The sequence below is a fragment of the Psychrobacter sp. CoH-33_TS_01 genome, from assembly GCF_058189395.1.
The window spans coordinates 22,832-34,798 of record NZ_JBVGQI010000016.1; the positions used below are offsets into that span (position 1 = coordinate 22,832).

Genomic DNA, 11,967 nt, shown 5'->3' on the forward strand with positions numbered 1-11,967 from the left:
AACTAAAAATGTACGTCACATCACTATTAATAGCAATACTTCATAGTAAAAATAGCATCGCCTTTTCTAACTAGCGTATATCCATCATGATAGACGTCCTGTATCAAAGACAGCATAATAAACTGCCTATTACTAGGCAAATTGCGCTATTGGATACCAATTTGAGCTACTAAAAGGAATACTTTAGCCGCTCATATTCGTTATAATCCGTTCACCAATCAAAAACTACTAATCGTTAATGAGGAAACCACTATGGTGAAGTGTCACTTATCGACCATCATGGGCGAAAGACGCCTTAAAATTGCCGATGTCGCAAGGGATACTGGCATCAATCGTGGCACCATTACTCGCATGTATCATGAAGAAGCCACCCGAGTTGACCTAGATGTCATCGAGTCTTTATGCACGTATCTTAGAATCAATGTTGGTGATTTATATGAAATCATAAATGAGAACAGCAGTGAGTCGCCTGAGTAAACACACTCTTTGATAAGGCATTATAACCCTCAAACGTACAAAAAGACCTATAGAAGGTTATTTTCTCTTGCAATAGATTAAAATATAGGTATAATTTGACCTGTAGAAAGTCATTTTATCCATTATTTATACACAATAATCTACAGGAGAATACCAATGAATAACAATCTATCTCGGCTCAACAGCTGCGCTTGGTTTAGTGAACAGACTAAAGCTTTAGCCTCTCAGCTGTTATTCAGCTTACAAGTACAGCAAGGCGTACAACTGGCATCATTACTTGGTGTTGACGCTATTCTTTATAATGATGAAGCGATTTATGTCTGGGTGCAACGACAGATAGATGACGGTCTTATGATTGATGATTATGCGTTAAGTACCCTTGAAACTGCTTTTATAGAGTTGGTCACAGCTCATACTGACCAAGCAGCCTAGTCACTTTAGCTTATATTTACAGACTTCTTGTTTAACAAGAAACAATAACCCTTAAAGCCAGATAAAGTGTCATTATCTGGCTTTTTAATATAGACAAAGATAACGACAATCAAACAAGCCTTTTTTCAGTCTTATATGTTTCAGAAGACGCACTTTTGGGCAATATAGCTCGCTATTACCATACGTCTTTACTCAGTCGGCTTTGCACGCGGCACCCCAGCTATTTTATAATAAACAAAGCCTCTCTCATCTCTCAAAACACTCTTACTGTCTGCTCTAACGCACCAGCTGATTGCATCAGGCTGCTCTTTATTAACATCACAAGCCAAAATAAACTGCGCACTTTGAGCATTATTAAAGGCCTGTTTCCAACCCGTTTCAAGCTCATCGATGCCGCGCTGTAGCTCTGCTTGCTGGTATTTCATCTCTGCAATCTCATCAAAGCTTGGCACATACCAAAATACCAGAGCCACCAAACTTATTATCACAGCCATCGTACCCGCTGCGACAGCGGCTGCAATCCTTTTAATACTCATAGTCTCAATGGACTTATGAATTTTGTCCAAGTCTTTACTAGCTCTAGCCTCGACCTGCTCAATCCGCGTTTTGGTGGTGGTCTCAAAGGTCTCAATATCTTCAATAATCTGCTTATGACCAGCTTGGTACTGATTGGTGAATAGGGCTAGATTGTCCGCGCTTGCGCTAAGTTTATCAGCAACTCCTTGCATGGTACTGATTTGTACCTCTATGCTGTCGTTTTTAGCAGTAACGACCGACTCTACAGCCGTATCAATCTGCTGTTTCATATCGGTGATGATGCCTGCTATTTTGTCATCATAACGACGCGGCATCTCATTGTCAGTAAAAGCCGTCACTGCCGCTTGTAGCTGCTTTAACACGAGTTCTTGATACTGACTCAATGCCTGCGAAGTCGTGCTTGCGCTACTACCTAATTCTTCAATGGCAGAAGACACCTCATTCACCTTGCTATCAATACCGCTAAGCGAACGCTCAAGCCGCCTCGCTACCGCATCATCGGCTCGCTTAATCAGCTCACGCAAGGCCCCAATGACCGGAGTCAATGAAGTCACTAGGTTAACAAGTTGATCGTGTATGTCTTGCTCATTGCTATTGTCTTTATTCATGGGGTACTCATTATTATAATGCCGCCTAAAATGGGCGTGGTGAGGAGTAGCGGCGTGTTTGTGCTTGTTCATGCGCTTGGATGGCGTTCTTCGTTTTTTGCAGGTGATCTGTCACAGTTTGTGTGAGCGTTGCCCCATCTATGGTGATAGCAGGAACGTGCTCAAAGCGCTCATTGATTTTCGTTAACACCTCGACCTTATCTTGATTGTCAGGCAAGCGCTCAAGCTGTTGCCATAGCGTCGTTGCTGCCTTCTGCACCTGCGTTGCAATTTTTTTAGCATCGGTGTCTCGTAAACTTTTTTGTAGTGTCGTAAAGCTGTCAGTGTGTTTTAGAGTAGTGAATATAAATGCTTGTGCGGCAACCGCCTCAGCCGCGTTGATCACTTCGATCGGTGCATCAACGGCCTTAAAATCAAGGGTATTAACGCGGTTACGCACCCGTACCACTAAATTGTCAAATCGATCTCGATATGCTTTGGTCTCATTGATTCGCTGACGCTTAAGAGATGCCTGCTGCCGCCTCTGTTGTAAGGTTTCTCGCCGCCTGATCAAAGCCTCCTCTCGTGCGCGCTCAGCCTCTTTCTTAAGCTTTGCTTGCTCATGCGCTTTGTTGAGCTGATATTGCAGCGCCATAGTACGGCTGCGCCAGTCCTCAAGCCGATCTGCATTCAACTGAGTAGTCTTGGTACTTATGATTTCATCGTATAAATCATCATCTTGCACGATCACCGCCTCACTTTGATCCAGTAAGGCGATACGCTGCTCATAAAACGGTGATAAGCGCTGATAAGTCTTTTTACTGGTATTAATTTGCTGCTTTAACTGTTTGATGTCTTCATTATTGGTGGTCTTAAACGCTTTAACATCAGCGGCCAATGCCGTCAAACGAGTATCAGCATCCGCGTTTATCTCTACCGCTTTTAACGTACTGAGCACCTCACGCTCTTTTTGAAGATATTTAAAGCGCTCAACATCCAGATCTGCAAATGCGGCAAACTTATGATAAGTGTCCATGTTATTGGTGACGTCTATATCTTGTAGATCCGAAAACGCTTGATCCCACTGTAAGGATAAGTCGGATTTTTCAATATCAATCTCATCAAGAGCTTTAAAGCCAGTCGCCAGTTTATTCAGCTTTGCGGCAAAGGGTTTTAGCGTGGCCTTCAACCCTTTGTAGTCAGCAATGACTTCATTATTAAGCGGGATCAGCTTTTTTAAAACCGTTTTATTGTTCAGCACCGTTTTATCAATCTGTGACAGCTGCTCTTCAAGACGGCTAACAGCGCGGCCTGTTTGTAGGGTATCATCTTGTCTAAACTCCTCAACCAACGCTAAAGCCGCCTTTAGTGCCTCACTTTGCTCTTTTGTGCTTATCTGCCTGGCAAGCTCAATCATTTTTTGGCGGGACGTGCTGTAATCCTGTCCCACCTCCTCGGTGAACCGCTGGGTACTCTTAATGTTTTTATCAATAGTAATAATCTGTTTAGACTGGTGCGCTAACTCTTCATGCAGCGCATCAATGGTTGAAAATAAGGCGCTGCGTACCATCTTTTTTTGACTCACAAAGTCGGCTGAGATTGCTAAAAGCTCATCAAGTGCGTGATCATTGGCCGCATCACTATGCGTCTGACTGTTACTTTTAGGGATAGCGGGTTCAAGTTCAACGGCAGGATCTACAAATCGGATATTACTGAGCTCAATTCGCGCAAAGGGTTTACGCTTTTTATAATGTATTGTGACGCCGTTAACCTCTTGTTCATTGCTTTCTAGGTCAATACGTCCCTTGTCGTCGTACTCAATTACTAAACCATTTTTTTCAATGTAAGCATTGATCTCATCAATCGTCTCGTTGTATTCGTGAATCACTGAACGATTGCCTTTGAGAATATCCTTATATAGTGATTTACCCAGTTTCATTTTTGGCAAACGATTGATGCCCAGCTCACGGTAGGATTTCTCACTAATGGTTTTATTCTTAGGCAGTAGCTCATTGGCCATATCCGCCCAAAGGGTGCGTTGATATTTAAGCTCATCGCCGCGTCCGTTTAACCCCTTAGATAACCGCTCCTCCGTTGACCACTGCAACCAATTCTTGCGTGCTGATAAAGCATAACCCTTAACATCCGCTACTATCTCACGGCTTGAGAGTAAAATATGGGCATGAAAGTTACGACTGGTCAGCTCAACCACTTCAACCTCCCCCACATGTTTCTCGTGACTGTGGGGCCGATGAATGGCCACATCGACAAGCACGTTATAGCGATCAGATAATGTTTGAGCGTAGCACTCGGCCAGAACTATACGCTGATCAGCGGTGATCCCATCAGGAAACATCACATCAATCTCAGTACCCAATTGCGCGTTTTTACGAGTCTCAATGCGTTCGATATCATTCCAAAAACCCTCACGTGTCACTGCTAGATCCCCAGCAATAGTTGGCGTTATCAACGCCGTATGCATCACATTTTTCTCAATAACTTGCGTGTATTTAGTACCATCACTGTCCACTAAATTTAAGATTTTGTCTTTAGCTTTACTGGTGTAATCGTGGACGACTCCTGACTGCTCATCAACCAGTTTTGAGCCAGAATTATAAGCCGACTTTGCCACCACGCTATGATTTTTCGCCTTACTAACGGCGCTAACCGACAGATGAAACCCTTTATTATTCATAGCAAAAAAACCCAATATTGAGAGATGATTTTTGGGGGGTTGTAGGGGGTTCGCCCCCTGCCGAACGACGGAGTTTATGTAAAAAAATAGTACCCCTTGTGGGTCTTTTTTACACAAACTCCTAAGTTCGCTCTTAACAGAGGGTTAAAATACTACTGCGCCCACGAAACGATGTGGTCTTGTGTATTTTACTACCTTGCATCCCTATGTGTACACTGCTAGGATCAACTCTATCATAGTTGACTAGAAAAGGATGAGATAATGTCAGTAATATCAGATGATCTATTCGCAGATAAGATAAAGCAGTTACAGGCTATTAAAAAAGAAATCAATCAGGACAGACTTGAGGCACATCAGGTGTTGGGGGAATGGTTAGCCAACGCATTAGACGATGATGACAATCATGAACTACAAGCTATATTTTTAGACGCCCATGATAATGAAAGGTACGTTCGTTTAAAAAAGCACCGTGAGTTTTTAAAATTAATCGCTCATAAGATGCAAAGTGAGGCTAAGGAAACACCAAGCAGCTTTACACCACCTAAAAGCAGTCAGGACAGTGACCACGGTTCATTGCTTGATGCTTACTCATCAGCACAGTAGCTGCTAGAAATCGCCTAATTGAAGGTACAGCTGGATCGTCTACTAATTAGCGAAAGGTTAGGAGACGGTTATCGGCTGTTTTAAGCGTTTTAGAATAGCTTTAGCTACCATCGTATCGGACAGAGCGTAAAACGTATATAAGAGTGGTTTCTAGGCTTTTTAGCAACGGTTTGATAAGTGTTTACAGATGTGTCGATAATGGCTACTGAAAATGAAGACAAACTATCTACAAAAAATGAGACTGATATTGAGAATGTGAAAACAGGGTTGTCCAGAATGACAGACGAAGATATTCAAAATATCTTTGACCATGCTTTTGAAGATCTTCAAAGATCTAAGCTTGATCCGAACCATGCGAACGTGGAATAACATTAAGTAAATGGACAATTGCATTCTGAGCTACTGATCAGTTTTACAAGTGATTGGTCGATCAAATTATCATCTTAAATCCGTCGGTTTTTTGGTTTTTTCCTTATTATTTAAAATAAAAAATATATTTTTTACTTTTAAAAACTTTTAAAGACTTTTAGACAGTCTGTAAGCTTTGCTATTAAAGGGTTACGCACTCTATTATGCTACTTTTATCCCGCATTATGCTACTTTTATCCCGCATTATGCTACTTTTATCCCGTTTAAATGCTACTTTTATCCCGCATTATGCTAGTATCTTAAAGTAACTAGCATAATGAGGTTGTCATAATGAATGATGTCGAGCTATACGAAAAAAAATATCCTGAAAAATGGATTGTTATGCAGAATAAAATTACTCAAGCTTTTAGAGAGATGTCTATTGATGAGAAGCGCATCATTATTCTAGCGAGCCCATTGGTTAGGGTTAATAATGCTACTGAAAAAACACCGATAGAGGTTGCGTCTTCTGAATTTGCTAAGCTTAGCGGAATAGATAGAAACTCGGCTTATAAGCAAATGAAATCAGCTAGCAAAAAATTAATGAAGCGTACATTCATTTATGAGGATAAGGATGGTGATGATACAGAGGTTCAATGGCTAATCAGGTCGAAATATGCAGATGGCTATATATCGATGCATTTTACAGATGAGGTAATATACTTACTTCAGGTTTTTGATAAGCTCAACCCTTACACTAAATATTTAAAAGAAGATATCTTAAACCTCAAATTGACTTACTCGTTAGACCTTTACCATCTAGCAAAAAAGTCTGAGGGGAAGGGTGGTTTTTCTATGACTTTAGATCAATATAGGCAAGAACTTGGCACGCCTAAGTCGTATGAGCGCATCAACAATTTGAAAGAGAATGCAGTTGATGGGCCCATAAAAGAAATTAATCAGAAAACCGACATCAAAATCACCTATGAAAACATCAAACGTGGACGCACAGTTACAGGTTTGACATTCACCGTCAAGGCCAAGCCAACTAAGAAAAAAGGACAGGAGGGCCTAAATCAGAATAATGAGGATAGAGATATCCCACCTCTAACCGTTAAGCAAATTGATCGTTTTGCCCCTTTGTTGGCTAACTACTCACCGTTTGGTAGTTACGCACCATCAGGTAAAAGCACTCAAGAAGTTATTAGTTGGTTACACACTCAATTAAGAGATGAGGCTTTTTTAAAGACCCACAAAAAGCACTTACTGGCGATAGGCTATACGTTCCCTAAGCAGAAATCATAGCAAAGAAAAAAAGAGTAATTGAGCTAGCGTAGCCTATACAAATGGCTTATATTATATGTACATAAATAAGCCAAAAGTGATGTTATGACGACAACTAATTATAATATTAGGCTCGATCAAGAGCTAAAAGAAAATGCTTTTTCGGTATTTGAAAGCTATGGATTAACACCGTCTCAAGCGATCAAATTATTTTTGACCCAAGTGGCGCAAACCAATAAAGTGCCACTATCTTTTGAGTATCAGAAAGTAGCAGCTGTCAGTCAAGATGAATTGCCAATCTATAAAGAGCATACTGATTGAGAGAAAAGATGAGTATTAGATTTGAATGGGATGAACAAAAAAACATCACCAATCAGTGCAAACACCGTTTATCATTTGAGGCAGCTACCCGGGTTTTTTAGATCCTTTATGCCTGCGTCAGCAAGACAGGTATGAAAATGGTGAGGAGCGGTGGCAGGCGCTGGGTACAATAGACGGCACAGCAGTCTTATTAGTAGCCCATACGCAGACAGACATAGATGGTGGCGAGGTTATACGCATTATCTTGGCTAGGCGTGCCACAAAGAGTGAGAGGAGGCAATATGAACAAGGTTAGCTATCAAATAGACGATTTACCACCACTAACGGCAAAGCAACAAGCGGACTTAGAATATTTAGCAACGCTTAGTGATGACAATATTGATTTATCAGATATTCCAGAAGTTACGGATTGGTCAAACGCTATCCGTGGCAGCATTAAGCCGCAAGCGTTCTCTGCTGAAGCGAGCGTCATCAACCCAAGTATCATTGCCAAGTTTAAGGATAGAGCCAAGCAAACAGGTGGTGACTATCAAGAAATGATCAATAATGCGCTAGAAGAATACTTAGCGGATCACTAACTATAATTTAATGACCGTGACCTCAAGATCACTTGAGGTTTTTTTATATCTTGCATTGTAGTATGTTGTAAAATGTATTATACTATATACATATAATACAAAAACTACATATTTACTCATACAACATTATTAAGGACAATGATTATGGCCATTACTACAGAGCAGATTCATGCCACTGCCGACCAACTACAAGAACAAGGTATTAAGCCCACTCTAGCCGAAGTACGTAAAGCGCTAGGCGGCGGTTCATTCACGACCATCAGTGAAGCTATGAAGTCTTGGCGTCAGGATAACCAAGAAGAGGAGCAGCTAAGACAGGTTGATCTGCCAAGTAGCATTGCGGAGCGCTTACAAGCGCTTGGTGCGGATATGTGGCAGACGGCCATTGATATCGCCAATGATCGTCTAGTTAAAGAGCGTGAGGCGTTAGAGGGTATTAAGGCCAAGGCACAAGCTGAGACAGACGAGGCACAAGAGGCGGTTAAGACGCTAGAGAGTGAACAAGCTAATTTGTTGCTAGAGCTCGATGAGGTCACAGCAACTGCAGAGGCAGCGGCAATCACTTCGGCTCAGATTACTGCTGAACGTGACACGCTGATACAGACACTCAGTGATACTCAGCACGCGCTTGAGCTTGAACGAGCTAAGACAGATGCAGCCCAAGCTCAACTTGCAGATCTGCGCCATACCCTTGATCAGCAGTCAAAAGAGTTAAATGCCAACCTATCAAAAGTGGCCACGCTTGAAGCCACTGCTAGTAGCGATAAAGCAGAAATTGCACGTCTACAAACAGAACTGACAGTGACTAAGGGTGAGCTAAAGACAGTCACCACTGAACGCAATGAGATAGCGACTGACACAGCAGAAGTCAAAGGGGAGTTAAAGGCCATAGTCGCTGAGCGTAACAAGCTATCAGGACTCAACGACCAGCTGACCCAAACACAGGCTAAGCTTGAAGCTGAGCATAGCGTACTGAATAAGCAGTATAGCGAGCTATCAAGCCATCACCTATCGGAGCAAGAACAAGTGACTCTGTTACAAGATCAACTTAAGAAAGCACAAGATGCTCTGATACTTATTCAAAACAAAGATAATGCTTTGGATGCTGATTAAATAAAAGTATTCGAGGTTTCAGTTTAATTAGAATTTCAAGATAAAGAACAGTTATGAGTGTGAAAGATACTTTGCCCAAGACATAGATCTCGTTCTATTCACACTAAGCTTATGAATCAACCATGACAATATCGACTCACTGAATAAGTGATTGTTGTATATTAACTATTCTAAATTTTTCTCTGGACTCTTATAGTATATAGCCTAGTGGGCTATATACTACTTAAATTAGCCTAAGTGAATTTATGCTGATTTTGGAGCCTTGAGCAGATTTCAAGGAACACTCACCCTAAAGCGTTTATGAGTAAAAAAATACTCACAAACGCTTTAGTGCATTCCTTGGATTTGATGTGATTAGTCATGCCGACTTCATCGCCCATCGCGTCATCAAGACCGTATCACTGTATCAAGCTACGGTTGTTAAGATTACGGCTGATAGCACCGCCTAGACACGCTCTTAACCGCTACTGTGCTGTCATACGCTAGCAAGGGCCTAAACCCAATATACCGCTACGATATGCACGAGTAACCACTCATTGCGTTGCTCTGATCCTTTGTCTAGTCACCCCTGTAGGGAGCTCACCCTTATGTCAAACGCAGTCGTCGCCGAGGCCTGCCACCCATTTGACGGGTAACAATTACAGAGAGAGCAGCACAAGGAGGTAACGAGCGAACAAGCAGTTTTTAAAATGTATAGTGAATAAGGTTGATATGAAAGCATATTTTGGATAAAATGCACCTACACGGGCATTTAATGCTGTTCAAATAACGCACTGCGTATGCTTATTTGTTCGTTACAGGGTGTTGACGCACACTGTAACCGTTAATTACATTAAAAACTAAATGCCTCTAGGAGTCAACTCCCAGAGGCATTTTTTTGTTTGTCATATAGATTAGGTTTTTAATATCTAGGGCATTTTTAAATTACTTAGGCTAAAGCAGAAAATAAACATAGAAGCCGTAGACCCGTTACTAAGAAGCGTCAAATCATCGCAAGTCTCTTAAAGGTTGACCATAGCTATTCTGAAATACAAATCGTGGCTAAGTACTCGCGTCAGTTGATTGCTGAGATGTCTCAAGAATTAAAGAACGTTTCTGGACATTAACTAACTACCTATCACTATGAAAAAGTGCCTAATTATAAATCAGGCACTTTTTGAGCTGTTATACCTTTGCTTAGTAATGATAACGGCACTGGACGATAATGATCGCATCATCTTGAATTTCATAAACCAGCCGATGCTCTTGATCAATTCGACGAGACCAGTAGCCTGCAAGGTCATGTTTGAGTGGTTCAGGTTTGCCAATACCCTTAAATGGGTCACGTTTGATGGCTTTAATCAGCTTACCGATCTGTTTGACTTTCTCTTTACTGGTTCTTTGCCAGTACTCATAGTCCTCCCACGCGTCTTCCGTCCAAGATAGTATCAAGCGTCTACCTCATCATCAAAAGTGAGTGGCATATCTTTGGCATCAATCTCACGTTCAATCAAGCGACCAGCTTTAGCATCAGCAATAGAGCGTCTGAGACGCTTGGCATTGGTAGGGCTGCTTAAAAGATGCAGTGTTTCCTCATACGAGTTAAACTCTTCTAAACTCATTAATACCGTCGGTTTAGCATTTTGTCTTGTAATTAATATCGGGCCTTTATCAGTGTCTACCTTATCGATATACTTTGCTAAGCTCTTTCTAAAATCAGTGTAGTTCACAACGTCCATAATAATTACTCCACGTTTAATTATGTTGGTTATATGACCTATCATTATAGGTTAAATGCTACACTAGTATATACTATATCTGTACTTATATCTGTACATACATTAGTAAGAAGCATAGGGATAATTTGACATGTCTTCATGTATCTTTTTAAAACGTACATATGAAAGCTGACATATTGATCTTAGTTTAAATTTCTTGGCACGTTTGCCGCCTTATATTGTCGAAAGAACCAATTTTTACTCATATACTCATATACTCATATACTCATATACTCATATACTCATATCATTTTGCAGAAAAGCAATTATTAATGCAATATAATGGTTAATATCAAGCCTTACAGCATTAAATCGATTTTTATATGATGTTGTGATGCCTTTAGATAAAGATAACAGGGCGTAGTTTTATTTTTTTACTGTCGTATTTTCTCAGAATGTTGGGTCTCCGACAATCCCGGGGCGGTTCAGCTTCCCTGATGCCATCAATACGGTTTATCCCGGGGCGGTTCAGCTGTGTATCGTACATATGGTGCGCTATTCGATGAAGTTTGTGCCTTGGATAGATAAAAAGGCAGTAGCGGCTGATCTAAAGGCCATCTATGGTGCTGATACCATCGAGATAGCAGAGGCCAATCTTGAGCACTTTGATGAGACTTGGGGCGATAAGTACCCGCATGTGGTCAAGTCTTGGCGCCATAACTGGGAGGGCTTAACGGTGTTCTTCGAGTATCCTAAAGACATCAGAAAAGCCATTTATACCACCAATGCTATTGAATCATTAAACAGTGTGATTCGGACAGCGGTGAATAAGCGTAAGGTGTTCCCATCTGATCAAGCTGCATTTAAAGTGGTGTACTTAGCAACCCAGCAGGCGTCTAAAAAGTGGTCGATGCCCATTCGTAACTGGACGTCTGCTCTTAATCGCTTTATGATTATGTTTGATGACCGTATTAGTAAGCATTTAATCTAAAGGGCAGTTACACAGAATGTGGGATGGTCTCAAAATAAAATGCCTATAGGTGTGATATTCGCAGTAGTGCATCAGATCCAGCTTTAATTATTAAAACCAATGTAAACACTCCCACAAAAAAGCCACTTAAAGATAAGTAGCTTTTTTGTACTTTAAATACTAACAATTATTATGTTGCATTTCGAATCAATTTTAGAATACTTTGATTGTTTATGAGTTAGATTGAATATAGCCAATCCCACTTAAAATTGTTATAAACTAATTATCAAACCTAATTGCTATCATAAAGACCATGACTTACTCA

Annotated in this window: 12 protein-coding genes and 2 pseudogenes; 10 read left to right on the plus strand and 4 right to left on the minus strand. The window is 40.9% G+C overall.

What is annotated here, in order from left to right; genetic code table 11:
- Window positions 1-252: 252 nt before the first annotated feature.
- Together ACZ2XM_RS15235 and ACZ2XM_RS15240 are read left to right on the plus strand one after the other, a co-directional pair.
- Complete coding sequence (locus ACZ2XM_RS15235) at window positions 253-477, plus strand: helix-turn-helix domain-containing protein (RefSeq protein WP_192520660.1); 225 nt, start codon at window positions 253-255, stop codon at window positions 475-477.
- 156 nt (window positions 478-633) lie between these two features.
- Window positions 634-909, plus strand: a complete 276-nt coding sequence (locus ACZ2XM_RS15240) for a hypothetical protein (protein ID WP_045448311.1) — start codon at window positions 634-636, stop codon at window positions 907-909.
- 188 nt (window positions 910-1,097) lie between these two features.
- Here the strand turns inward: ACZ2XM_RS15240 and ACZ2XM_RS15245 are convergent, their stop codons facing one another.
- On the minus strand, window positions 1,098-2,054 hold the full coding sequence (locus tag ACZ2XM_RS15245; protein WP_087813584.1) for a hypothetical protein: 957 nt from the start codon (window positions 2,052-2,054) through the stop codon (window positions 1,098-1,100).
- 25 nt (window positions 2,055-2,079) lie between these two features.
- A complete protein-coding gene (locus tag ACZ2XM_RS15250; RefSeq protein WP_490610554.1) occupies window positions 2,080-4,728 on the minus strand; it encodes a MobA/MobL family protein in 2,649 nt (882 codons plus the stop codon).
- A gap of 261 nt (window positions 4,729-4,989) precedes the next feature.
- Between ACZ2XM_RS15250 and ACZ2XM_RS15255 the strand changes: the two genes are divergently transcribed.
- The 7 genes and pseudogenes from ACZ2XM_RS15255 (at window position 4,990) to ACZ2XM_RS15285 (ending at window position 8,975) form a co-directional block, all read left to right on the plus strand.
- Entirely contained in the window at window positions 4,990-5,331 is a 342-nt protein-coding gene (locus tag ACZ2XM_RS15255; protein WP_238035578.1) for a hypothetical protein, read from the plus strand.
- A gap of 198 nt (window positions 5,332-5,529) precedes the next feature.
- Window positions 5,530-5,700: a hypothetical protein gene (locus ACZ2XM_RS15260; protein ID WP_157292455.1), complete on the plus strand. Its 171-nt coding sequence runs from the start codon at window positions 5,530-5,532 to the stop codon at window positions 5,698-5,700.
- A gap of 330 nt (window positions 5,701-6,030) precedes the next feature.
- Window positions 6,031-6,984 (plus strand): replication initiation protein, encoded by a 954-nt coding sequence (locus ACZ2XM_RS15265; RefSeq protein ID WP_045448300.1) that lies wholly within the window; start codon window positions 6,031-6,033, stop codon window positions 6,982-6,984.
- An 84-nt stretch (window positions 6,985-7,068) separates the two neighbouring features.
- Window positions 7,069-7,284 carry a type II toxin-antitoxin system RelB/DinJ family antitoxin gene (locus ACZ2XM_RS15270; RefSeq protein WP_045448298.1) on the plus strand — a complete coding sequence of 72 codons (216 nt, stop codon included), beginning with the start codon at window positions 7,069-7,071 and terminating at the stop codon, window positions 7,282-7,284.
- 8 nt (window positions 7,285-7,292) lie between these two features.
- Window positions 7,293-7,579, plus strand: a pseudogene (locus ACZ2XM_RS15275) (BrnT family toxin).
- The gene (locus ACZ2XM_RS15280; protein WP_045448295.1) at window positions 7,566-7,862 is read left to right on the plus strand and encodes a hypothetical protein; all 297 of its coding nucleotides are present in this window, start codon (window positions 7,566-7,568) and stop codon (window positions 7,860-7,862) included. Before ACZ2XM_RS15275 ends, ACZ2XM_RS15280 begins: the two are co-directional and overlap by 14 nt.
- Before the next feature lie 144 nt (window positions 7,863-8,006).
- Window positions 8,007-8,975 carry a DNA-binding protein gene (locus ACZ2XM_RS15285; protein WP_238035577.1) on the plus strand — a complete coding sequence of 323 codons (969 nt, stop codon included), beginning with the start codon at window positions 8,007-8,009 and terminating at the stop codon, window positions 8,973-8,975.
- 1,176 nt (window positions 8,976-10,151) lie between these two features.
- Here ACZ2XM_RS15285 and ACZ2XM_RS15290 read toward each other — a convergent pair.
- Window positions 10,152-10,406 (minus strand): Txe/YoeB family addiction module toxin, encoded by a 255-nt coding sequence (locus ACZ2XM_RS15290; protein WP_087813577.1) that lies wholly within the window; start codon window positions 10,404-10,406, stop codon window positions 10,152-10,154.
- On the minus strand, window positions 10,403-10,693 hold the full coding sequence (locus ACZ2XM_RS15295; protein ID WP_087813576.1) for a type II toxin-antitoxin system Phd/YefM family antitoxin: 291 nt from the start codon (window positions 10,691-10,693) through the stop codon (window positions 10,403-10,405). Before ACZ2XM_RS15295 ends, ACZ2XM_RS15290 begins: the two co-directional genes overlap by 4 nt.
- A gap of 430 nt (window positions 10,694-11,123) precedes the next feature.
- Here ACZ2XM_RS15295 and ACZ2XM_RS15300 point away from each other — a divergent pair.
- Window positions 11,124-11,663: pseudogene (locus ACZ2XM_RS15300) on the plus strand (IS256 family transposase); the annotation flags it as partial.
- Between the last annotated feature and the right edge of the window lie 304 nt (window positions 11,664-11,967).